This window comes from Vibrio mangrovi, assembly GCF_024346955.1.
GTDB lineage: Bacteria > Pseudomonadota > Gammaproteobacteria > Enterobacterales > Vibrionaceae > Vibrio > Vibrio mangrovi.
On sequence record NZ_AP024883.1, the window covers coordinates 1,480,579 to 1,504,084 of the forward strand.

The window sequence follows — 23,506 nt, forward strand, 5'->3', positions numbered from 1 at the left end:
TCATATCAGTTGGCTAAGAAACATTTGTTCTATTGCCAGAAGCCTAAATAATTAATCTAAATGGAAAACTCTCTGATTCACAACCGTTATGAGTAAAAATTTTGAATGGGTGGCTCCAGACTCAGAATTACTGGAGAAAGAAAAAACAGCAGTAAAGCCCCCATCTATGTATAACGTTGTTCTGATGAACGACGACTATACTCCGATGGATTTCGTTATCGAGATTCTGGAGCGTTTTTTCGCGATGGATATCGATAAGGCGACTCAAGTCATGCTGAAAGTTCATTACGAAGGGAAGGCGATTTGCGGGACGTATACTGCTGAAGTTGCTGAGATGAAGGTGGCACAAGTGACACTGTATTCAAAGGAACACGAGCACCCATTGCTTTGTATCATGGAGCGAGCTTAGTACTTGCCAGAACAACAAGGTTGTTCCTTAAGGGGGTCCCAATGCTTAACAAAGAACTAGAGTCTAGTCTGAACAATGCTTTTGCCCGGGCGCGGGATAAAAGACATGAATATATGACTGTCGAGCACCTGTTGCTTGCATTGTTGGAAAATGGAGCGGCTAAAGAAGCGTTAATTGCCTGTCGAGCAGATCTGGACGCTTTACGTTCAGAGTTGGATGTGTTTATCGACAAAACTACACCCCTGATTCCAGAAAGTGACGAAACACGGGAAACTCAGCCAACATTAAGTTTTCAGCGTGTACTACAACGCGCTGTTTTTCATGTCCAGTCTTCCGGACGAAATGAAGTCACTGGAGCAAACGTTCTGGTTGCTATTTTCAGTGAACAGGAATCTCAGGCAGCTTATCTGTTGAAAAAACATGATATAAGCCGCCTTGATATCGTGAACTACATTTCTCATGGTATTACAAAAACATCAGGCTCTGGTGATGAGTCTGCGCCGGATTCTTTTGGTACAGACAGCTCGGAAGAAACTTCTTCTGAAGAGCGTCTGGAAAATTTTGCCAGCAATCTGAATCAGTTGGCGAAAAATGGTCAGATTGACCCCTTGATTGGCCGGGATTTTGAGCTGGAACGTACCGTTCAGGTTTTGTGCCGCCGCCGCAAAAATAACCCGCTGCTTGTTGGTGAAGCCGGTGTCGGTAAAACTGCCATTGCTGAGGGACTTGCCTGGAGAATCGTTGAAGGGCAGGTTCCTGAAATCATTAAAGATAGTGTAATTTATTCGCTGGACATCGGTTCTTTACTTGCCGGTACCAAGTACCGTGGGGATTTTGAGAAACGTTTCAAAAATATCCTGAAGCAGTTGGAAAAAGAAAAAGATGCGATTCTGTTCATTGATGAAATTCACACCATCATTGGTGCCGGTGCTGCTTCCGGTGGACAGGTTGATGCAGCAAATCTGATTAAGCCACTACTCAGTAGTGGTAAATTACGCTGTATCGGTTCAACTACTTATCAGGAATACAGCAATATCTTTGAGAAAGAGCGGGCGCTTTCCCGTCGTTTCCAAAAAATCGATATCGCTGAACCATCGTTGGATGACACCACTAAAATTTTGATGGGGCTGAAAGCGAAATATGAAGCACACCATGAAGTGCGTTATACCAATAAAGCACTTCGGGCCGCCGTTGAGTTGTCGGCAAAATATATCAATGAACGGCATTTACCGGATAAAGCCATTGACGTTATTGATGAAGCCGGAGCCCGAGCCCGTTTAATGCCGGCCAGCCGCCGGAAGAAAACAGTTGGTGTTTCAGACATCGAAACGATGGTTGCGAAGATGGCCCGGATTCCTGAGAAATCACTTTCTTCTTCTGATAAGGATGTATTGCAGAGTCTGGATCAGAAAATGAAGATGCTGGTATTCGGACAGGATACAGCAATCGATGCTCTGAGCGAAGCCATCAAACTGTCCAGAGCCGGGTTAGGTGCTGAAAATAAACCTGTCGGTTCATTCTTGTTTGCCGGTCCTACCGGGGTTGGTAAAACTGAGGTAACGATCCAGCTTTCGAAACTGCTGGGAATTGAGCTGCTTCGGTTTGATATGTCTGAGTATGGTGAGCGTCACTCTGTCAGTCGTCTGATTGGTGCGCCTCCTGGTTATGTCGGATATGATCAGGGTGGATTGTTGACTGATGCAGTAATTAAGCATCCGCATGCAGTCGTGTTACTTGATGAAATTGAGAAAGCTCATCCGGATATTTTCAATCTGTTATTACAGGTCATGGATAACGGTACACTGACCGATAATAACGGGCGGAAGGCTGACTTCAGAAATGTCATCATGGTCATGACAACCAATGCGGGTGTAGCCGAAACTGTGAAGAAATCAATCGGCCTGATTCAGCAGGATCATAGTCATGATGCTATGTCTGAGATTAAGAAAGTCTTCAGCCCTGAATTCAGAAACCGTCTGGACAATATCATCTGGTTTAATGCACTGGATGAGCGTGTGATTCATCAGGTTGTCGATAAGTTTGTGGTTGAATTGCAGGCACAGCTTGATGCCCGTGGTGTGTCACTGGAAGTTTCTGAAGAAGCCAGACACTGGCTGGCACAGAAAGGTTACGACAGAGAAATGGGTGCTCGTCCGATGAGCCGGGTTATTCAGGAAAAACTGAAAAAACCATTAGCCAATGAACTATTGTTTGGTGCTTTAGTTGATGGTGGTACAGTGAAAGTTTCTCTGAAAGATGATGAGCTTATCTTTGAATATATCGGTGCAAAAGAAGCGGCTGTCCATTAACGGTCGGATGACTCTAATCTGAGAAATAAAAAACGGAGCATTGTGCTCCGTTTTCTTTTGCCAGACTATTTGAGGTATTAACGAGCGCGGAAGACGATACGGCCTTTAGACAAGTCATAAGGTGTCATTTCAACAGTGACTTTGTCTCCGGTAAGAATACGGATATAGTTCTTACGCATTTTACCTGAAATGTGTGCAGTAACGACGTGACCGTTTTCCAGTTCAACACGGAACATTGTGTTAGGTAATGTATCAAGGACAGTTCCTTGCATCTCAATTACGTCTTCTTTAGCCATTTAATCCTCTTTCAAAATGTGGCGAAAAATCACGGCCTGTATTCTGCCGTCATCTTTGAAAATAGTAAAGTTGCGCGTATTCTACCCTTGCCAACGTTGATTTACTAGCCTTTGATGCGGTTGAAAGCGTGTTTTATAATTCATTGCCGGACATTCATCGATTTGATAACCCAGATATAGCCAGACTTTCTGTTGCTGACGGCAATATTGAGCCTGTAACAGTACGGCAAGAGTTCCCAGAGAAAGTTTTTCGTCAGGGTCATAAAACGTATAGAAGGCACTGGCACTTTTGGGCAACAGATCAGTAACGGCAACTGCAACTAGTTCTTTTCCCTTATAAATATGTAGATAGACGGTTCTGAGCCAGCTGCAGGAAGAAAACTGTGCGAAGTCATCCCGGTTGGGAGGATACATGGTTCCGTCATGGTGTCGTTGGCTGATGTAGCGTTCGTACAATGAGTACCAGTCGTGATCCAGACTTTCTTTGATTTCCCAACTGAACTGGGTAGATTTGTTCAGAAGACGTTTCTGACTTTTACTGGGATGAAATGTTTCGACTGCAACTCGAATTGCCTGACATAAGTGGCACTCATCACAATACGGTTTATAGATGGTCTCACCGCTTCTTCTGAACCCATTGGCAAGTAGCATCTCATATTGAGCCGGTGTGTGTAACTCTTTATCCATCGCGATAGCAACACGTTCCTGTCGTTCTGATAGGTAGCTGCATGGATGATTGTGGGTTAGTCCAATTCGTATATTTTGCATAAAATTCAATTAGTCCGCCGATAGGTTCAATAATATCCATTGTGGCGAATAACAGTTGGGATCTACCTCTTCATATTTTAGTTTGGATAAGGTTTGTATAAAGAGGTCTCTTTCTAGTTCTTCAGCACCTAGTGATGCCAGATGAGGGTTCATCAACTGGCAATCAATTAACTGACCACCATGCTGGTAAAAATGCTGACAGAATGCCCATAGTCCGATTTTGGATGCATTGGTTTTTAAACTGAACATTGATTCACCACAGAAAATTTTCCCCATCTGAATACCATATAGACCACCGATGATTTCGGCATCCTGCCAGACTTCGATCGAGTGACAGTAGCCTAACCGGGAGAGTTGCTGATAAGCCCTTTTCATCTCTGGATTTAACCAGGTTTCTGAGGGTGTGCGGGTTGAGGAACATAATTCTATGACTTTATCAGTACATTGATTCATACTGATGGCATAGCCCGCTTTTCTCTGAAATTTACGGAGACTTTTTGCCGGATTAAATGTCTTAGGGTTGAGGATCGCTCTTGGAGAAGGGCTCCACCACAGAATCGGCTCTCCGGGACTATACCAGGGGAAAATCCCGGACTGATAAGCGGAGATAATCCGTTTAGGGTGGAGATCACCGCCGAAGGCGAGCAACCCATTAGGTTCATCGAGTGCTTGATATGGCGGTGGAAATGAATACTCGTCCATTGCCAGTTCAGGAAGATAAATTGTCATATCGATTCAGTTCATCGGAGATCTGTTTATGCGTCTGTTAACACTGATCTTATTTGTTTTTCCTATGATTGCAAATGCTGCTTACGACAGAAATGTTGCCCGTCCCGTCGACCAGGTTGTTTTTGGTCAGATCGATTCTGTCCGCTATTTTTCTCAGACAGAAGTGATTCATGCCCGGGAGAATGGTTGGGAAACATTTATTGGTGCTGTTGCCGGAGGAATCATCGGTCATCAGTTTGGCGGTGGTCGTGGTAAACCGCTGGCGACAATTGTCGGGTCAATCGCAGGGGCTGGAATTGCCCGGCATCATGCTGTTCGCTCATACCAAAGGGATGATCAGTTGGTTGAACTACTGATAAAAACAGAAGGGGATAAGTATATTGATGTGATTCAGGATGCGGACCCCAATATGATTTTTTCCCGGGAAGACCGTGTTCGTATTCTTTATTTTAATGATGGTGTTCGGGTCGACAAAGAATACTGAGTTCAGGATGCTGATCCTGACTGATTTGTTTTTATACAAATTGATGGTTTTGATACTAGTTTTCCCTCCGGAATTTCGATAGTCTCGCTATACGAAGAATTTTCACTACTCATAGCATGAAGACGAGTGGTGCAAGGAAAACAATTTTTAAATGGAAAGCCTTACATTACAGCCGATCAAAAGTATTCAGGGTGAAGTCAATTTACCCGGTTCAAAAAGTGTATCTAACCGGGCGCTGCTTTTAGCTGCTCTGGCGCAAGGGACGACACGTCTGACTAATTTGTTAGACAGTGACGACATCCGTCATATGCTCAATGCATTGAAGCTGCTGGGTGTGCCATACCGCCTTTCCGAGGATAAAACCGTTTGTGAAGTTGATGGACTGGGCCATGCATTTCAGTCTGGTAGTGATGTTCTGGAACTGTTTCTCGGTAATGCTGGTACGGCAATGCGCCCATTAGCTGCGGCGTTGTGCCTGGGTACTGGTGAGTATATTCTGACCGGTGAACCACGCATGAAAGAACGGCCAATTGGGCATTTGGTTGATGCATTGCGTCAGGCTGGTGCGGATATCCGGTATATGGAAAATGAGAATTTTCCACCACTCCGGATTCGGGGAACGGGTTTAAAAGGTGGGACAGTTTCGATTGATGGTTCTATATCCAGCCAGTTTCTGACCGCATTTCTTATGTCAGCACCACTGGCTGAAAGCGAGACGCGGATTAAAATTGTTGGCGACTTGGTATCCAAACCATATATCGATATTACGTTGCACATTATGGCAACTTTCGGTGTCGAAGTGATTAATAACGACTACCGTGAATTTGTGATTCAGGGTGGGCAGTCGTATGTATCTCCCGGTTCTTTTCTGGTTGAAGGTGATGCTTCATCAGCCTCTTATTTCCTTGCGGCGGCGGCGATTAAAGGTGGTCAGGTTAAAGTGACCGGCATCGGCAAAAATAGTATTCAGGGTGATATTCAGTTTGCTGATGCGCTGGAAAAAATGGGGGCAGAAATCGAGTGGGGCGCTGATTATATCTGTGCACGTCGGGGTACATTGAAAGCTGTTGATATGGATTTTAACCATATTCCTGATGCTGCGATGACAATTGCAACAACAGCCCTGTTTGCTGAAGGAACAACGACGATTCGCAATGTTTATAACTGGCGGGTGAAGGAAACCGATCGGTTGGCAGCAATGGCGACAGAATTACGTAAAGTAGGCGCTCAGGTAGAAGAAGGTGAGGATTATATCGTCATCACTCCGCCTGCTGTTTTACAACATGCGGCAATTGATACCTATGATGATCACCGGATGGCGATGTGCTTTTCTCTGGTCGCACTTAGTGATACACCAGTGACGATTAATGATCCGGGCTGTACGTCAAAGACATTTCCCGATTATTTTGACCGTCTGAGTAGTTTGAGTTGTTCGGTGGAGTAACCAACAATCAGGTAAAAGAAAAAGCCTCGAAAGAGGCTTTTTTTATGTTTAATCACCGAATGGTGAATTCCTTAGAAAGGTGATGAGCCAGATATTTGAACATATTAAATACTGCAGTCGTTTCTGTTGTCGGCAAGCCTTGTTCATCAAGAAAATAATTGCCTTTAAATACGAGTACGCCTTCTTTTTCTTCAACAGATTCTGCATGCATCCCCTCAATATAATGCTCATGATCCTGAATCAGTTGATTGGCAATCAGCAGAAGATCTGAAGAGGAAATCGTTTTTTTATCGTTCATCTGTACATCCTGTTTATTCAGTTTTGCTTATTCTATACCGAAATAGTCTCAAGATGCAGTTTTTGCGAGGAATCGCTCACTCTGGACCCGCCATCATGGCGGTTATCTGGTCATATTCTGTGACTTATCCCATAGTTCGGTGGATTTTTTTCGAGAGATGCCGATAGTCCATTTAGTATACGCAGGCAGTTTAGGATACCAGTACCGGAATGTGATCAATCAGCCGAAACCGTCTCCTGACAGAAATTGCCTGAGTACATATCTGAGTTTTAGACTAAGCTAAAATTCGATTCGGACAATTGTCGAGCAATTAAGTATCAATTTGAAAAAACAAGTTGATCTTCTCGTTATCTCGCTCGATAGTAAAAAGAAGTCTAATTTTGAGTGTAATTGCGATCAAGTTCGCATTTGGATTAAGGACATTTGAGTCAATTATGGGTAAATCACTGGTTATAGTGGAGTCTCCTGCCAAAGCTAAAACGATTAATAAATATCTTGGCCGGGACTATATTGTGAAGTCTAGTGTCGGTCATGTCCGAGATCTTCCTACCTCTGGTCAAACAAATTCAACCAAAAAAGCCACACCGGTTTCAACAAAACATTTGAGCGCAGAAGAAAAAGAACGTTTAAAAAAAGAGAAAGAACGCACTGCGCTGATAAAGAAGATGGGCGTTGATCCTTATCATGGCTGGGAAGCTAATTATCAAGTGCTTCCGGGGAAAGAAAAAGTAGTCTCAGAGCTTCAGAAGTTAGCAAAAGATGCTGACTGTGTTTATCTCGCGACGGATTTGGACCGCGAGGGGGAAGCAATTGCATGGCATTTGCGTGAGATTATTGGCGGAGAAGATGAGCGTTATAAGCGGGTCGTCTTTAATGAAATTACGAAAAACGCGATTCAACAGGCTTTCCATGAACCTGGTGAGCTGAATATGGATGGTGTGAATGCCCAGCAGGCGCGCCGTTTTATGGACAGGGTTGTGGGTTTCATGGTTTCTCCGCTACTGTGGAAAAAAGTAGCCCGCGGCTTGTCTGCTGGTCGGGTACAGTCTGTGGCGGTTAAGCTGCTGGTTGAAAAGGAGCGGGAGATTAAGGCGTTTGTTCCGGAAGAGTTTTGGGATATTCATGCTGATACTCAGACTCCGGAGGGAAAAGCCCTGCGCCTGTTGGTTGCTCAGAAAGATGGGCTAGCGTTTAAGCCGCTGAATGAGCAGGATGCCAAAGCTGCGGTTGCAGTGCTGGAATCTGCCCGTTATGAAGTGTGCAAGCGTGAAGACCGGCCAACAACCAGTAAACCCTCAGCACCATTTATTACCTCAACACTGCAACAGGCAGCAAGTACTCGTTTAGGCTATGGGGTAAAGAAAACCATGATGCTCGCTCAGCGGCTATATGAAGCGGGCTATATAACCTACATGCGGACCGACTCCACCAACCTGAGTTCTGAAGCGATCGATGCGGTTCGGGAATATGTTCATACGAACTTTGGGGAGGCGTATTTACCGGCTAAGCCTAACGTCTACGGAAGTAAAGCGGGTGCACAGGAAGCGCATGAGGCAATTCGTCCTTCCGATGTCAATGTGTTGGCCGATGCGCTGGAAGGGATGGATGCAGATGCTCATAAGCTGTATACCCTGATCTGGAATCAGTTTGTTGCCTGTCAGATGACTCCAGCCCGTTATGATTCGACCACAGTTAGTGTGAAAGCTGCAGAATATACCTTAAAAGCCAAAGGGCGTATTCTGAAGTTTGACGGCTGGACCAGAGTGCAGAGACCGCTTGGTAAGAATGAAGATCAAATTCTGCCGGGAGTTCAGATTGGTGAAGCATTATCCTTGACAGCTCTGGACCCGAAACAGCATTTCACTAAGCCACCGGCGAGATACACGGAAGCGGCACTGGTTAAGGAGCTGGAAAAACGTGGTATTGGCCGGCCATCAACGTATGCTTCAATTATTTCGACGATTCAGGAACGGGGATACGCGAAGATTGAACAACGGCGCTTTTATGCTGAGAAAATGGGTGAGATTGTCACTGATCGTTTAGATGATAGTTTTAACGATCTGATGAATTATGATTTCACTGCCCGGATGGAAGAGAAACTGGACCAGATCGCTGAAGGGCATATGAACTGGAAAGGTGTACTCGATAACTTCTTCAGTGATTTTTCAGTCTCTCTGGATCAGGCTGAACAGCAGGAAGAAGACGGTGGCATGAAGCCAAATCATATTGTCCTGACCGATATTGAGTGTCCGACTTGTTCCCGCCCAATGGGGATCCGGACTGCTTCAACCGGTGTGTTCCTTGGGTGCTCAGGTTATGCTCTGCCACCGAAAGAGCGCTGTAAAACAACCATTAATCTGGGTGATGAAGAGGGGATTATCAATGTTCTCGAAGAGGATGTTGAAACCGCAGCACTCCGGGCGAAAAAACGTTGTCCTATCTGTGAAACGGCAATGGATGCTTATCTGATTGATGATAAGCGGAAACTGCACGTTTGCGGAAACAACCCGAACTGTGACGGTTATATCGTTGAGCATGGGGAGTTTAAGGTTAAAGGATACGATGGTCCTGTCGTTGAGTGTGACAAGTGTGGCTCGGACATGGTGCTGAAAAATGGTCGTTTCGGTAAATATATGGGATGTACCAATGAATCCTGTAAAAATACCCGGAAGATCCTGAAAAATGGTGAAGTTGCTCCACCGAAAGAAGATCCGGTTCACTTCCCTGAGCTTCCCTGCGAGAAATCGGATGCTTACTTTGTATTACGTGATGGTGCCTCCGGATTGTTTATGGCCGCCAGTAATTTCCCTAAATCAAGAGAGACCAGAGCACCATTGGTGGAAGAGTTTGCCCGTTTTGAAGATCGGATTCCGGATAAATTCAAATATCTGGCTACCGCTCCCAGTCATGACCCTGACGGGCTGGCTGCAGTGATTCGTTTCAGCCGTAAATCGAAAGAGCATTATGTACGTACGGAAGTTGACGGAAAGCCAACGGGTTGGACGGTTTTATTTGTCGATGGTCAGTGGCAAGTCACAGATAAGAGAAAAAAAGCGAAGTAATAATGAACTAAGGCAGCAAATCGCTGCCTTTTTTTATGTAACTTGTCGACAGGTGTTAGTGTTTATTTTTGGATGTTCTGGCGAAGATCATGGCCGTAGGGATGCTTATTTATCATTGTTTCATATTGTCCCTTTTATCTGCGTTATAGCATGAAGTTTATAATCTTCATACTTTTTTTGCTTTCTGTGAACCAGCTTGGGAGTTGGAGACGTCAAGCGATAGGTGCTTCACTAGTTTGCAGTTTTAATTTTGTATTATGTGATAATTCCGATAAGTTATAAACAACGTGTTGCATTGATTTATGTGACATTGAAAGGAAAGTGTCGACCTCTGGCATAGAGGTCGGAGCAGATTATAAAAAGGTAATATGGAGTTTCAATCATGGCTGGTGTACTGAGTATGATTTTAGCCGGGGGAGAAGGATCTCGACTGAGACCTTTGACTGAAAGCAGAAGCAAACCCGCAGTTCCATTTGGAGGGAGCTATCGGTTGATTGACTTTGCTCTGAATAATTTTGTTAACGCAGATTTGATGCGTATTTATGTACTGACCCAATTTAAATCTCAATCACTTTATGTCCACCTGAAAAAAGGCTGGAATGTGTCCGGTATCACGGATCGGTTTATTGATGTCATCCCTGCCCAAATGAGAGATGGGAAGCGATGGTATGAAGGGACCGCTGATGCAATTTATCAAAATGTCCGTTTTATTGAACTTGCCTCACCTGATTATGTTTGTATCTTTGGCTCTGACCATATCTATAAAATGGATATTCGCCAGATGCTGGATTTCCATAAACGAACGGAAGCTCATCTGACGGTGTCTGCACTTCGGATGCCTCTCAAAGAAGCTTCTCAGTTTGGAGTCATTGAAGTTGACCGTAACGGGAAAATGATTGGTTTTGAGGAGAAACCTGAAAATCCCAAGTCAATCCCCGGAGAACCCGAGTGGGCTTTGGTTTCTATGGGAAACTATATTTTTGATGCGGATGTTTTGTGCCAGGAATTAAGGCTAGATGCAGCAAATGAACATTCCAGTCATGATTTCGGCAAAGATATTATTCCGAAACTCTTCCCTGAAGGAAATGTTTACGTTTACGACTTTTCGACCAATAAAATTAAAGGAGAGAAAGAAGCAACCTATTGGCGTGATGTTGGTACGATAGATTCTTACTGGGCCGCGAATATGGATTTGCTGGACAAAGACCCTCAGTTTTCTTTGTATAACCGAAGCTGGCCGCTGCATACATACTATCCACCTTTACCTCCGGCGACGTTCGTTGATGCTGAGGAACGCAGAGTAAAAATTACCGATAGTCTGGTTTCCGGAGGGAGTTATATTCAGGGAGCAACCATTTTTAAATCGATTCTTGGTTACCGGAGTAACATTGCTGCTGGTTCTCATATCAGTGAATCTGTTATCTTAGGGGATGGAAAAATCGGTGCAGGCTGTACAATAAAACGGGCGATTATCGATAAGCATGTTGAGATTGCGCCGGGCACTGTGATTGGTGAAGATTTAGAATTGGATAGAAAGCGTTTCCATGTCTCTGAAGGGGGAATCGTTGTTATTGCTAAAGGAACAAAAGTTGGATTCTAGAATGGAACAAATCGATGTATGGTTTACCGTTTCAGAAGTACAAGGAATTGTAAAGAGTGGTGGTTTAGCCGATGTAGCAAAAGCGCTTCCCTCTGCTCTGAATGCATTAGGTCATCGGGTGAGAATTGTGTTACCCGGTTATCGTTTGGTTCCGGATAAAACCAGCGCGGATGTTATTCTGGAAACCGAACTCTCTCACTGGCCTCATACACCTTATCAGGTACGTAAGTCCGAACTGGATGGTATCGAAGTTTACCTGATTGATTGTGACAAATATTTTGACCGTCCGGAATTATATTCCGAGCATAACCGGGCTTATGCCGATAATGGAGAACGGTTCGGATTTTTTTCTGCTGCGGTGCTGGATGTCTTACCGAAACTGGGAATTCAGCCGGATATCATTCATGCCAATGACTGGCATACGGGATTTGTCCCTTTTCTGTTGAAAACCCGTTATGCCAATGATGCGTATTTCCAGCGTATGAAAAGTGTATTAACTATCCACAATGCGTTATTTAAAGGAATTTTCTCTTATGATGAATTGGAAATTATTCCTGAATTGCATTTAAGTGGTATGGAATCGCTGCAATATGGTCATGGATACGTGAGTATGCTGAGGGCAGGTATCGCCTATGCAGATAAAATTAATGCCGTTAGTCCGCATTATGCTTCTGAGCTGCTGACACCACTTGGTGCGCATGGACTGGTTGATGATTTTGTCCGCCGGGCCAAAGATTTGTTCGGAATTATTAACGGTTGTGATTATTCTGAATGGAATCCCCGGACTGACAGTTATATTCCCCGCAATTATACCGATGAAGCGGAGTCTCTAAAGGAAGGTAAGGCAACCTGTAAACACCAGTTACAGGATGAGCTGTTGCTTCCGGCCAGAGATGTCCCTATGTTTGGTATGGTATGTCGTCTGACGCATCAGAAAGGCTTTCACTATCTGCTTCCGATTTTAGAACGCTTCCTGCTCAATGATGTACAACTGGTGATTGTTGGTACCGGAGAGCCGGAGATCGCAAATCGTTTGCATCAGATTGCTGTTGCATCATCACAAAAATTTGCTTTTGTTGATGCTTACAGTAACCGTTTCGCCCATTTGGTTGAAGCCGGCGCTGATTTTTTCCTGATGCCTTCAGAATTTGAAGCATGTGGATTGAACCAGATTTATAGTATGGCATATGGTACATTGCCGATTGTCCGGGAAGTCGGTGGTCTGAAAGACACGGTTTTTGACTGTGATCGTTTTCCGGAGAAAGCGACAGGATTCGGCTTTTCAGAACCCAGTGCTGAGGCTTTACTGATCTGTATGCAACGTGCACTATTGTTTTGTCTTCAACATCCGGAGCAAATGCTGGCGGTACAGCAGCGGGCAATGCAGCAGGATTTCCGATGGGAAGACTCTGCTCAGCAATACCTAAGGATGTATGCTGCGGCATTAATGGGATTCTGAGTTGGTTTTCTTGTTCAGGATTGAATGCAGATAAAAATAAAGCACCGGAAACGGTGCTTTATTTTTAGGTTCGGCTATGGGGTTGTTTCTGTATACTTTTTGTTTCGGTATACGATAGCCAGTTTTACTTTGATTTAAATCTGTCCGGCTAACTCATCACGTCTTGCCTGAGGAATAACAGACCAGTGTTTACCTTCAATCGCGCCTTCCAGTGCCCATAGAAGCTCCAGAGGTGGTTGAGTTGAAGGATGAGAGCTCTGAATTGCTTTATATGCCCCAAGAGCCCCTCTCTGGTGAAGCTCTTCAACAGAATTGATTCCTGCTTTACGTAGCATACGCTCTGTTGCCAAACGAAGGTTAGGAAGATCTTTCAACCGTTGAGGCTTGGTCTCTACGTGAGAAGTTTTCTCATTTTTTGCATTCAGGTAAGCTTCTTTAGCAATACTGAGAATGGTGTTCAGGTCGTCCCAGTAGTCAGAAGGAAGTGCGAAATACTTGGTAACTACAGGAAAGCCACGTTTTGTGTACACATAAGGTTCGAAACCTCTTGCCTTAAATGTCTCAAGTGAGTAACTGTCTGCCCGTATATGTAGTTTGTCTTGTACGACAAGTGCGAACATAATGTCGTCAACAAAAATACCAAACCCGCCAAACATTGAGCGAGATTTGACACGTCCCAGCTGTTCGAAAAGCCGCATTGAATCTTTAAGAATTGGTTTGTCCATGCTTTACGTCTCGGTGTATTTAAACGAATACGCCACCAGAATCAGGTCCGAGAATTTAGCAAAATAATGCAGAAAGTATGTTAATAAGACGTCAAATCATTGACGAATATGAAATGCATTTTTGCCATCGGTAACCCCGCTACCTACCACTTATCGTGGTTTAGGCCGGAGGCTTTGCGTCCCACCTTTTCAGATGGTTTGCCCTGTGCGTGACACTTTTCCATTAAGGAGTTATCAAAAAATGTGGAATAGACATCATGACTACCTATTACACAATATGTGATTCTAGTCCAATTAATGGAGGTTATCAATAGAAAGAAAGTGGTTGGAGGAATGACTTTCCTCCAATGGGTGTAAATTATTTGTTAAATTTTATTTAAATCTTTAACTGTGTCACGTTCTACAATTTCAGGATGCATTTCAAACGTGCGGCGATCATGTTCTTTATTTTTGATGCGTTCCAATAGAATTTCAAAAGCATTTTTGCCAACCCTGCGTTTGGGTTGGTGAATAGTCGTCAATGGGGGAGAAAAGTATTCGGAGATTTCGATGTTGTCATAACCAATCACGGAAATATCCTCAGGAACTTTGATGCCTCTTTGCTGCAACCGGCTCATGAGCCCTAAGGCCATGGTGTCATTGAAACAGAATACGGCAGTTGGCTGTTCATCCATTGCAATGATCTTGTCGGCAGCCAGTACTGCCGTGTCACATTCAAAATTTCCTTCCAGTATCCAGTCTTCATTTGGTGTCAGATTAGCTTCTGCCATGGCTCTGCGAAAGCCCTGAATACGTTCCTGACAGGCTGCTTTGGATAGATGCCCACTCAGGCAGGCAATATGCCGGTGGCCTTTATCGAGGAGATAACGGGTTGCAAGGTATCCACCTTCTTCGGAGTTATCGATGATTTTATCTGCCTGTGAACTTTCTGGTCCCCAGTCCATGATGACTTTAGGAATATCATCATAGGCTTCCAGCATCTCCAGAAGTTCAGCGGTCAGGTCTGAACACATTACCAGCATACCATCGACACGCTTTTCGGCCAGCATCCGGATATAATCACGCTGCTTCTCGTATAATCCACCGGTATTACAGAGGATTAGAGTATAACCCTGACGATAGCAGTAACTTTCAACACCATCGATGACTTCAGAGAAAAAGGGGTTGGTTGACTGGGTCACGAGCATCCCGATTGTACGGGTTGAATTACATTTCAGGCTTCGGGCCACAGCACTGGGAGCGTAGTTCAGAGTTTTGACAGCTTCCATGACTTTTTCTTGAGTCGTTTCCGCCACAAATCTGGTTTTGTTAATAACATGTGAAACAGTTGTTGTTGAAACTCCCGCCAAGCGGGCAACGTCCTTTATCGTAGCCATAGGTATTGTCCTGTCGCCTATGCTGAAGGTCCAGCAATCCGGAGCAAATTACAATTGAAAGTTTGATTATGAAGATTTTATATCCTGCTCAGCCAATAATTTTCGTGAAAGTCGTATTCTGAGTTATTGGATATAAGAACAAAAACCGCCGGTTATAGCGGTTTTTGTCTGGTATTTATTGCGCTTTAGCGGCGAATTTTAGACTGCTGCTTGGGTAATAGCAATCGAAATGAGGAAATATGTCGTCTCATTCAGGATTAGAACACACAAATTCAGGCTCATGTGATGTCTGCTACATCTCACTCTGTGATGGCTCAGATACGGTGGCTTCCTGGCTGGCGACCCAGTTCTTCAGATAATGCCAGAATTGTCCCAGAGTTTCGTACCAGTACTTTTCCGTTTGTTCCAGATAAATGGCTTTGGGGGCATACTTTATCCAGGGTTGAGCTATATTTCTATAAGACAAAAAATTGGTCGGAGCCGGAATCGGATTCAGTCCTGCAGATCGAAACTCAAGCAGTGCACGATTCATATGACTTGCGGAGGTGACCAGCACTAATTTTCTCGGTCCGACAAAGCTTGCTGCCTGCTGGGCTTCTTCCCAGGTATCTTTGGCAGTTTCCAGTAGTACGATGTCCGATTTGGCCACACCGAGAGATAGAGCTACTTTCGCCAGCATTCGTGCGTGACTGAACCGGGTTCCGCCGGCATATCCGGAAAGAATAAGTCTGGAGCCAGGATACATTCGCATGATCCGTATTCCTTCGGTCAGGCGCATGAGTGCGGAACGGCTGAGCTGTGAGGTCGGAGGAAGCTGGTCATCGACCACATGACTACTGCCGAGAACCATAATGTAGTCAATGCTGCCTTCAACAGGCAGAAAAGCGGAGTACTGACGCTCCAGTGGGGCCAGCAGACGATCAGATACCGGCTGAAAGGAAGCCAGAAATAACATGGTGTAGGAGAAAAGAACAATCAGGCAGCCCGTTTTCCTTTTGGTTGAAAACATGATCATCATCAGGCCGATAAAACCGATGATTAGCAAGGCAGGAAGGGGCATCATGAATGCAGATATGATTTTTTTAAGCTCAAACATATAAGAAATAGTCCGAAAAAACAGCAATTGAGATTAAAAACAAATAATCCTCTTTATTCCTGCCATTCCTATGACAGAATAGCAGCACGATTAGTTATCATAACTCAAGCTACAGTGACTGAAGATCGCAATTTCGACGATATTGCCCACAAATTTGCAAAAAATATATATGGTTCTGACAAAGGTATGATCCGTCAGACAATTGTATGGGAAGATATCCAGAATATCTTAATGACATTTTCTCCGGAACAGTTCCCGTTATCGGTTCTGGATGCCGGTGGAGGACTGGCTCAGCTATCGCAGAGACTGGCTGCGATGGGACATCAGGTGACATTATGTGATCTTTCTTCTGAAATGTTGCAGTTGGCGCAGGCTGATATTGAAAAAAATGGTTTGCTTGCGCAGTATCGCTTTGTCCATGCTGCAGTGCAGGATATGCAACAACATATCACCGATCCAGTCGACTTTTTGATGTTTCATGCCGTGATGGAGTGGCTGGCCGAACCGAGAGTTGCGTTGGAAAAGTTACTTTCTCAGGTCCGGACGGGTGGTGTTGCATCAATCATGTTTTACAATCATCACGGATTAGTTCTGAAAAATGTCATATGCGGGAATATTCCCCATGTGTTGGATGGCATGCCATACCGTAAACGATTTAAGTTACAACCTCAAAAAGGCCTGAATCCGGAAGATGTCTATCAATGGATAGAAGCGTGTGGGTTCAGAATTGAGGGAAAAAGCGGTATTCGCTCATTCAGTGATTATATTGGTAATCGCCAGAATATGGGTGAATACAGCGAAGAAGATGTACTGGCGCTTGAAAGGCAGTTGTGCCGGCAAGAGCCTTATTTATCTCTGGGCCGCTATATTCATGTATGGGCCAGAAAAAAGTAAACAATGATGGAAACAATGATAGACGAATTGGCGCAACAAGCCGAGGTACAACCAATCGATGAATTGGTTGGGTGGGTCAGGCAGCATGACTTGTCTCTCAACCTGAATACCGAACGGCTCGCATTTTTGATTGCGGTTGCGGTGTTAAGCCGGGATCGGTTTGATGATGAACTTGGTGAAGGGGAATTGCATGATGCTTTTACGATCGTCACCCGTTTATTTGATGATACCGGAGAAGCTTCTGCTTTCCGGGCGAATAATGCGATCAATGATCTGGTTCAACAGCGGCTCATCCGTCGTTTTACCAGTGAAGTAACCGATGGTGCCAGTATTTACAGACTTTCACCGCTGGCTATTGGCATCACTGATTATTATTTACGCCACCGGGAGTTTTCCAAACTGAAACTGTCGATCCAGCTTTCGATTGTTGCCGATGAAATGGCGAAGGCGAAAGAAGCGGCGGAAAAAGGTGGTACGGCGGCACATTGGCAGAAGAATGTGTATGGCGTTCTGAAATACTCCGTGGGAGAAATTTTTGATCAGATCGATCTGAACCAGCGGGTGATGGACGAGCAGCAGCAAGAAATTAAAGAACAGATTGCCCAGTTATTGAACAAAGACTGGCGTGATGCGATCCAGAATTGCGAGTCTTTACTGTCAGAAACATCATCAACGCTAAAAGAGTTGCAGGATACACTTCAGGCTGCCGGTGATGAAATGCAGACTCAGATTCTTGATATTCAGGAATGCGTCTATGGTGAGTCTGAACTAGAGTTTATCGAAGAAACATTGTTTCAGTTGCAGATCAAACTGGACCGGATTATCAGTTGGGGACAGCAGGCTATTGATTTATGGATTGGCTATGATCGCCATGTCCATAAGTTTATCCGGACAGCAATTGATATGGACCAGAACAGAGCATTCAGTCAGCGCTTACGCCAATCAATGAATGACTATTCTGAGGCCCCCTGGTTTCTTACCTTCGCTGATGCAGACCGTTTCATGGACATGCGGGATGAAGCTCTGATTCTCCGGGACGATGAAGTGACCGGACAAATCCCCGCTGATGTTGAATATGAAGAATTTCAGCAGGTTAACGATGCACTGGCAGAACGCATAGGCGAGATGCTGAGTGTGCATAAAGCTCAGGGAGCTCCGATAGATCTGGGCATGGTCTTAAAGAATTACCTCACAGAACATCCAAGAACACACCATTTTGATTTAGCCAGAATTGTGGTCGATCAGGCCGTTCGTCTGGGATATTCGGCATCCGATTATCAGGCGGTTCAGCCAGACTGGCAGGCAATCAATGAGTTTGGTGCAAAGGTACAAGCAAATGTCATCGACAGATATGAATGAATATATGCCAGAGAAGCTGGTGAAAGCACTTTCTAATCCACTGTTCCCTGCGCTGGATAGTCAATTACGTGCCGGAAGGCATGTTTCCGGTGAGGATATGGATAATCACACGTTTTTGTCGGACTTTGAAACTGAGCTGGCCCAGTTCTACCAGCGCTATAATACTGAACTGGTTCGTGCTCCCGAGGGATTCTTTTATCTGAGACCACGTTCTACATCCCTGATTAACCGTAGCGTGCTTTCCGAACTGGATATGCTGGTCGGAAAGGTGCTTTGTTTTCTGTATCTCAGTCCCGAGCGCCTGGCACATGAAGGTATTTTTACTCATCAGGAACTGTATGAAGAGTTACTGACGCTGGTCGACGAGAAAAAACTGATGCGCCTGGTTACTTTCCGGGCGGGTGGTTCTGATCTGGATCGGGAAAAACTGTTTGAGAAGGTCAGAACCTCTCTGCGGAAATTACGCCGGATGGGAATGCTTGTCGTTCTGGGTGAGAGTGAAAAATTCCGGATTACAGAAGCGGTATTCCGCTTCGGGGCCGATGTTCGTCTCGGTGATGATATGCGGGAAGCGCAACTGAGGCTGATTCGTGACGGCGAAGCTGTGGTTCCCGGCCGGCAAGAGCTGGCTGTGGAAACGACGGAAGTCATTACTGATGAGGATGAGCAAGAAGATACCGCATCAGATGTATTAACAGGATTTGAAGGTGAAGCATGATTGAAAGAGGTAAGTATCAATCACTGACAATGATCAACTGGAACGGTTTTTTTGCCCGGACGTTTGATATTGATAATCTGGTAACAACGCTTTCGGGTGGTAACGGTGCCGGGAAATCAACGACGATGGCGGCCTTTATCACGGCACTGATTCCTGATCAAAGTCTGCTTCATTTCCGGAATACGACAGAAGCCGGAAGCTCCCAGTCTTCCAGAGATAAGGGTTTGCACGGGAAGCTTCAGCCGGGCACCTGTTATGCTGCTCTGGATGTGGTCAATTCCCGTAAACAGAGAATTCTGTTTGCCGTGAGATTACAACAGGTTGCCGGCCGGGATAAGAAAGTCGATATCAAACCGTTTCTGGTTCAGGGTATTCCCAGCCATGTCCGGCCGACTGATCTTTTGATTGAGAATGTTTCAGACCAGCAGGCCAGAGTCCGGACTCTCAGCGAAGTGAAAGAGGCGGTTGCCCGCCTGGAAGGAACACAATTCAAAGCATTTAGCTCGGTCGTTGATTATCACACCCAGATGTTTGAGTTTGGGGTGGTGCCGAAGAAAATGCGTTCCAGCAGTGATCGTGCAAAATTTTACCGCCTGATCGAAGCCTCTTTATATGGTGGTATCTCCAGTGCAATTACCCGGTCATTGCGTGACTACCTGCTGCCACAGAATGGCGGTGTAAAAAAAGCTTTTCAGGATATGGAAGCCGCGCTGCGTGAAAACCGGATGACGCTTGAAGCGATCAAAACGACGCAGGCAGATCGGGATTTATTCAAGCACCTGATTACCGAATCGACCAACTATGTTGCGTCTGACTATATGCGTCATGCCAATGAACGCCGGAGTAAAGTTGAGCAGGCACTTTCATTCCGCCAAACATTATTTGGTGCTCAACAGACACTGATTAGCCAAAGCGAGCTCCTGTCTCGTGTCAAAGATGAACTGGATGAACTGACAGAACAGGAATCGGCGCTGGAACAGGACCATCAAAGTGCCTCCGATTATCTGCAACTGGTTCAGAATGCATTGCGCCAGAAAGAGAAAATTGAGCGTTACCGGGACGATCTGGAAGAACTGCAAGAGCGGCTGGAAGAACAGCTGATGGTTGTTGAAGAAGCTCAGGAGCAAACGGCGGAAGCAGAGCATCAGGCAACAATTCTTGAAGATGAAGTCGACAGCCTGAAGTCTCAACTGGCAGATTATCAGCAGGCACTGGATGTCCAGCAAACTCGGGCGCTTCAGTATCAGCAGGCAGTCCGGGCACTGGAAAAAGCCAGAGAAACGCTTGATGATGACAGCCTGACTGCTGAGAATGCATCACAGAAAATTCAGGCGCTGAACCAGTCTCAGAGTGAAATGACCGGGCAGGTACTGCAACTGAAGCACCGTCTCGATATGTCGGCAGCGGTAGCATCCCAGTTTGAGCAGGCATTTCAGTTGGTGCAGTCGGTTGTGAGTGATGTTGAGCGTCATACTGCCCATGAGCAGGGAGTGATGTTGATTGAGAAGTCACGCCAGTTCAGACAGCTTGCTGAACAGGAAAATCAGTGGTACGCCCGTCAGAGTGAGATCTCTCGCCAGCTTGAACGCCAGGAGAGTATAGCTGCACTGGCTGAAGAGTATCAGAACGCATATCAGATGACGCTGAATGATGAATCAGTTGTCAACGAAGAGCGCGAGAAACATCAGGAACTGCTTGATGTGGTGGAAGAAGAACAGACAGCTCTGCGGGAGTCACGAAGTGATCTCCGTCGCCGTCAGGAAGATACTCAGGCACAGATTCAGCGACTGGAAAGTATTGCTCCGCAATGGATTATTGCCCGTAATGCATTAGATGCACTAAAAGAACAGAGTGGAGAAGCACTGGATAGTTCCCAGGCAGTTTTTTCTCACATGCAGCAAACTCTGGAGCAGGAAAAGCAGCAGACACAGGAAAAAGAGAAACTGGCGTTACAGCGTCGTGACCTTGAACTGGAAATTGAGCGGCTGGCTTCTCCCGGAGGTGCCAATGATGCTCGCCTGAAGTCCTTAGCCGATACATTAGGCGGAATGCTGCTCTCTGAAATTTATGATGATATTACTCTGGAAGATGCGCCGTACTTCAGTGCGATGTATGGACCGGCCAGACATGCGATTGTCGTCTCCGATTTGTCAGAGATTCAGGAGCGTCTGGCTGAACTGGATGATTGTCCGGAAGATGTATATATCATTGAAGGGGATGTTGATGCTTTTGATGACAGTTCTTTTGATGCAGATGAACTGGAAGGTGCGGTTTGTGTTCGCCTGAATGATCGTCAGATTCGTTATTCCCGTTTTCCTGAGATTCCTTTATTCGGCCGGGCAGCAAGAGAGCAGCGGCTGGAACAACTTCGTGCGAAGCGGGATGATATTGTTGAGCTGCATGCCAAAGCATCATTTGATGCCCAGAAACTGCAACGTTTATATCAGGCTTATCAGGCATTTGTTGCTTCCCATATTGCCACTGTTTTTGAGGCGGATCCGGAGCAGGCTTTGCAGGAATGCCGTGATCAACTGAATCAGGTAAGCCGGACACTGAGCGATTTGACTCATCAGGAACAGCAGTTACAGGCCCGGTTACAGCAGAGCAAAGATGCTTTATCTCTGATCGGGAAAGTCGCTCCTTTTATCCATTTGCTGGAAGATGAAACCCTACAGGAGCAGGCCAGTGAGATTGAAGAAAGTCTCGCTGATCTGGAAGAAGCCAAACGTTTCCTGTCACAACATGGTGCAACTATCGAACAGTTGAGCCGCTGTATTAATGCTCTTGAAAATGATCCGGAACAGTTTGATGCATTAGAAGCTGAATACCATCAGACGGATCAGCAGTTACAGCAGGTCAAAACACAGATTTTTGCAATATCTGATTTGATAGAACGGCGTCACCATTTGAGTTACTCCGATGCTGTGGCTCTGGTGAATCAGGGAGATGCCTTGAGTGAGCAACTGAAAGAAAAGTTGCAGCTTGCCGAAGCCCAACGGGCTGAAGCCAGAGAAGCATTGAAGCAAAGGCAAAGTCAGGTGAGCCAGTATCATCAGGTTCTGGCTTCGCTTAAAAGTGCACATCAGTCAAAACTGGAGACAGTTCAGGAATTCGAACAGGAGCTTCAGGAGTTTGGCGTTCATACCGATGCCAGTGCATTAGAGCGTGCGGAAAGCCGGAAGAATGAGCTTTACGAACGCTTGCATGTTTCCCGGCAACGACAGAGTGAACTGGAACGGACGCATACATCGACAGAGATGGAGATGACATCGCTGACTAAACAACTGAAGAAAGTTGAAAAAGAATATGCTGATCTCCGGAAGTTTATCGTTAATGCAAAAGCAGGATGGTGTTCGGTGCTGAGACTGGCACGGGAACATGATGTCGAAAGACGTCTGCATAAACGGGAACTGGCTTATCTGTCGGCGGGAGAACTCCGCTCAATGTCTGATAAAGCATTAGGTTCTCTGCGTCTGGCTGTGGCCGATAATGAAGTGCTGAGAGATTCTTTACGTCAATCAGAAGATACGGCCAGACCGGAACGTAAGATCCTGTTTTATATTGATGTTTATCAGCATCTGCGGGAGCGGATTCGTCAGGATATTATCCGTACGGACGATCCGGTCGAAGCGATCGAAGAGATGGAAGTTGAGCTGGCCCGGCTGACGGAAGAACTGACACAGCGGGAATCCCGTCTGGCAATCAGTTCTGAGTCGGTTGCCAGTATCATTCGCAAAACGATTCAGCGCGAACAGAACCGGATCCGGATGCTTAATCAGGGCTTGTCTAATATCCACTTTGGTCAGGTTAATGGTGTCCGTCTGAATGTGAAAGTCCGGGAAAGTCATGAAATGTTGCTGACAGGGCTGGCTGAACAGCAGGAGCAGCATCAGGACTTGTTTAACAGTCCGCGCTATACGTTTTCAGAATCGATGGCAAAACTATTCCAGCGGGTTAATCCGCATATTGATATGGGACAGCGCTCACCTCAGGTTCTCGGTGAAGAACTTTTAGACTACCGGAATTACCTTGAACTGAATGTTGAAGTGAACCGTGGGGCTGATGGCTGGCTACAGGCGGAATCCGGTGCATTGTCAACCGGGGAAGCTATCGGAACCGGTCAGTCGATTCTGCTGATGGTGGTGCAGAGCTGGGAAGAAGAGTCCCGTCGTCTGCGGAGTAAAGATATCATTCCATGTCGTTTGTTGTTCCTTGATGAGGCTGCCCGTCTGGATGCTAAGTCTATTTCAACACTATTTGAGTTGTGTGACCGGCTGGATATGCAGTTACTGATTGCCGCACCGGAAAATATCAGTCCGGAGAAGGGAACAACTTATAAACTGGTTCGGAAAATTCTTAAAGATCATGAACATGTTCATGTTGTTGGTCTGAGAGGCTTTGGTCAGAATGATACGACAGAGCCTGAGGCGCTGACGGCGGAAGCGACCTTATCGGATTAAGAATTCTGTTACCTGAGTGA

18 protein-coding genes and 1 riboswitch are annotated in these 23,506 nt (G+C 45.5%); of the genes, 11 read left to right on the plus strand and 7 right to left on the minus strand.

Translation table 11 applies throughout. The features are described 5' to 3' along the window. Window positions 1-88 precede the first annotated feature (88 nt). On the plus strand, window positions 89-409 hold the full coding sequence (clpS, locus tag OCU74_RS06720; RefSeq protein ID WP_087479000.1) for an ATP-dependent Clp protease adapter ClpS: 321 nt from the start codon (window positions 89-91) through the stop codon (window positions 407-409). A 41-nt stretch (window positions 410-450) separates the two neighbouring features. Beyond that, window positions 451-2,718 (plus strand): ATP-dependent Clp protease ATP-binding subunit ClpA, encoded by a 2,268-nt coding sequence (gene clpA / locus OCU74_RS06725; RefSeq protein ID WP_087479001.1) that lies wholly within the window; start codon window positions 451-453, stop codon window positions 2,716-2,718. Between the two features lie 77 nt (window positions 2,719-2,795). Here clpA and infA read toward each other — a convergent pair whose 3' ends face one another. From infA to aat, 3 genes are all read right to left on the minus strand, one after another. Next, window positions 2,796-3,014 carry a translation initiation factor IF-1 gene (gene infA / locus OCU74_RS06730; RefSeq protein ID WP_001040192.1) on the minus strand — a complete coding sequence of 73 codons (219 nt, stop codon included), beginning with the start codon at window positions 3,012-3,014 and terminating at the stop codon, window positions 2,796-2,798. An 81-nt stretch (window positions 3,015-3,095) separates the two neighbouring features. Continuing rightward, window positions 3,096-3,782, minus strand: a complete 687-nt coding sequence (locus OCU74_RS06735; RefSeq protein ID WP_087479002.1) for an arginyltransferase — start codon at window positions 3,780-3,782, stop codon at window positions 3,096-3,098. 9 nt (window positions 3,783-3,791) lie between these two features. Beyond that, window positions 3,792-4,511, minus strand: coding sequence for a leucyl/phenylalanyl-tRNA--protein transferase (aat, locus tag OCU74_RS06740; RefSeq protein ID WP_087479003.1), 720 nt, complete (start codon window positions 4,509-4,511; stop codon window positions 3,792-3,794). A 28-nt stretch (window positions 4,512-4,539) separates the two neighbouring features. Here aat and OCU74_RS06745 point away from each other — a divergent pair, with 28 nt between their 5' ends. Continuing rightward, window positions 4,540-4,995 carry an outer membrane lipoprotein gene (locus OCU74_RS06745; RefSeq protein WP_087479004.1) on the plus strand — a complete coding sequence of 152 codons (456 nt, stop codon included), beginning with the start codon at window positions 4,540-4,542 and terminating at the stop codon, window positions 4,993-4,995. Between the two features lie 151 nt (window positions 4,996-5,146). Further along, entirely contained in the window at window positions 5,147-6,439 is a 1,293-nt protein-coding gene (gene aroA / locus OCU74_RS06750) for a 3-phosphoshikimate 1-carboxyvinyltransferase (RefSeq protein ID WP_087479005.1), read from the plus strand. Between the two features lie 52 nt (window positions 6,440-6,491). On the opposite strand, the gene OCU74_RS06755 is transcribed toward aroA, so the two are convergent. Continuing rightward, window positions 6,492-6,737, minus strand: a complete 246-nt coding sequence (locus OCU74_RS06755) for a YciN family protein (protein WP_087479006.1) — start codon at window positions 6,735-6,737, stop codon at window positions 6,492-6,494. Window positions 6,738-7,171: 434 nt separating this feature from the next. Here OCU74_RS06755 and topA point away from each other — a divergent pair, with 434 nt between their 5' ends. The 3 genes from topA to glgA all read left to right on the plus strand — a co-directional run bounded on the left by topA (window position 7,172) and on the right by glgA (window position 12,858). After that, on the plus strand, window positions 7,172-9,799 hold the full coding sequence (topA, locus tag OCU74_RS06760) for a type I DNA topoisomerase (RefSeq protein ID WP_087479007.1): 2,628 nt from the start codon (window positions 7,172-7,174) through the stop codon (window positions 9,797-9,799). Between the two features lie 382 nt (window positions 9,800-10,181). Then, window positions 10,182-11,399 (plus strand): glucose-1-phosphate adenylyltransferase, encoded by a 1,218-nt coding sequence (glgC, locus tag OCU74_RS06765; protein WP_087479008.1) that lies wholly within the window; start codon window positions 10,182-10,184, stop codon window positions 11,397-11,399. Window position 11,400: 1 nt separating this feature from the next. Then, a complete protein-coding gene (gene glgA, locus OCU74_RS06770; protein ID WP_087479009.1) occupies window positions 11,401-12,858 on the plus strand; it encodes a glycogen synthase GlgA in 1,458 nt (485 codons plus the stop codon). 134 nt (window positions 12,859-12,992) lie between these two features. Here glgA and OCU74_RS06775 read toward each other — a convergent pair whose 3' ends face one another. The 3 genes from OCU74_RS06775 to elyC form a co-directional block, all read right to left on the minus strand. Beyond that, entirely contained in the window at window positions 12,993-13,583 is a 591-nt protein-coding gene (locus OCU74_RS06775; RefSeq protein ID WP_087479010.1) for a TfoX/Sxy family DNA transformation protein, read from the minus strand. Between the two features lie 126 nt (window positions 13,584-13,709). Then, window positions 13,710-13,796: riboswitch (cyclic di-GMP riboswitch) on the minus strand. Between the two features lie 152 nt (window positions 13,797-13,948). Beyond that, window positions 13,949-14,959 carry an HTH-type transcriptional repressor PurR gene (gene purR, locus OCU74_RS06780; protein ID WP_087479011.1) on the minus strand — a complete coding sequence of 337 codons (1,011 nt, stop codon included), beginning with the start codon at window positions 14,957-14,959 and terminating at the stop codon, window positions 13,949-13,951. Between the two features lie 292 nt (window positions 14,960-15,251). Further along, complete coding sequence (gene elyC / locus OCU74_RS06785; protein ID WP_200807636.1) at window positions 15,252-16,082, minus strand: envelope biogenesis factor ElyC; 831 nt, start codon at window positions 16,080-16,082, stop codon at window positions 15,252-15,254. Window positions 16,083-16,169: 87 nt separating this feature from the next. Between elyC and cmoM the strand changes: the two genes are divergently transcribed. The 4 genes from cmoM to mukB are packed head-to-tail and all read left to right on the plus strand — an operon-like array spanning window position 16,170 to window position 23,486. Beyond that, entirely contained in the window at window positions 16,170-16,949 is a 780-nt protein-coding gene (cmoM, locus tag OCU74_RS06790) for a tRNA uridine 5-oxyacetic acid(34) methyltransferase CmoM (RefSeq protein ID WP_087479012.1), read from the plus strand. Window positions 16,950-16,964: 15 nt separating this feature from the next. Beyond that, the gene (gene mukF, locus OCU74_RS06795) at window positions 16,965-18,308 is read left to right on the plus strand and encodes a chromosome partition protein MukF (RefSeq protein ID WP_087480042.1); all 1,344 of its coding nucleotides are present in this window, start codon (window positions 16,965-16,967) and stop codon (window positions 18,306-18,308) included. Next, a complete protein-coding gene (gene mukE, locus OCU74_RS06800; protein WP_200807637.1) occupies window positions 18,286-19,026 on the plus strand; it encodes a chromosome partition protein MukE in 741 nt (246 codons plus the stop codon). Before mukF ends, mukE begins: the two co-directional genes overlap by 23 nt. After that, window positions 19,023-23,486, plus strand: coding sequence for a chromosome partition protein MukB (mukB, locus tag OCU74_RS06805; protein ID WP_087479013.1), 4,464 nt, complete (start codon window positions 19,023-19,025; stop codon window positions 23,484-23,486). Before mukE ends, mukB begins: the two co-directional genes overlap by 4 nt. Window positions 23,487-23,506 lie beyond the last annotated feature (20 nt).

Bases quoted from the DNA above. Each gene is read 5' to 3' on its own strand.
- topA (WP_087479007.1), top strand. From the start codon at position 7,172: ATGGGTAAATCACTGGTTATAGTGGAGTCTCCTGCCAAAGCTAAAACG.
- glgC (WP_087479008.1), top strand. From the start codon at position 10,182: ATGGCTGGTGTACTGAGTATGATTTTAGCCGGGGGAGAAGGATCTCGA.
- purR (WP_087479011.1), bottom strand. From the start codon at position 14,959: ATGGCTACGATAAAGGACGTTGCCCGCTTGGCGGGAGTTTCAACAACA.
- aroA (WP_087479005.1), top strand. From the start codon at position 5,147: ATGGAAAGCCTTACATTACAGCCGATCAAAAGTATTCAGGGTGAAGTC.
- OCU74_RS06755 (WP_087479006.1), bottom strand. From the start codon at position 6,737: ATGAACGATAAAAAAACGATTTCCTCTTCAGATCTTCTGCTGATTGCC.
- OCU74_RS06735 (WP_087479002.1), bottom strand. From the start codon at position 3,782: ATGCAAAATATACGAATTGGACTAACCCACAATCATCCATGCAGCTAC.
- mukF (WP_087480042.1), top strand. From the start codon at position 16,965: ATGATAGACGAATTGGCGCAACAAGCCGAGGTACAACCAATCGATGAA.
- mukE (WP_200807637.1), top strand. From the start codon at position 18,286: ATGTCATCGACAGATATGAATGAATATATGCCAGAGAAGCTGGTGAAA.
- OCU74_RS06775 (WP_087479010.1), bottom strand. From the start codon at position 13,583: ATGGACAAACCAATTCTTAAAGATTCAATGCGGCTTTTCGAACAGCTG.
- clpS (WP_087479000.1), top strand. From the start codon at position 89: ATGAGTAAAAATTTTGAATGGGTGGCTCCAGACTCAGAATTACTGGAG.
- infA (WP_001040192.1), bottom strand. From the start codon at position 3,014: ATGGCTAAAGAAGACGTAATTGAGATGCAAGGAACTGTCCTTGATACA.
- aat (WP_087479003.1), bottom strand. From the start codon at position 4,511: ATGACAATTTATCTTCCTGAACTGGCAATGGACGAGTATTCATTTCCA.
- mukB (WP_087479013.1), top strand. From the start codon at position 19,023: ATGATTGAAAGAGGTAAGTATCAATCACTGACAATGATCAACTGGAAC.
- OCU74_RS06745 (WP_087479004.1), top strand. From the start codon at position 4,540: ATGCGTCTGTTAACACTGATCTTATTTGTTTTTCCTATGATTGCAAAT.
- glgA (WP_087479009.1), top strand. From the start codon at position 11,401: ATGGAACAAATCGATGTATGGTTTACCGTTTCAGAAGTACAAGGAATT.
- clpA (WP_087479001.1), top strand. From the start codon at position 451: ATGCTTAACAAAGAACTAGAGTCTAGTCTGAACAATGCTTTTGCCCGG.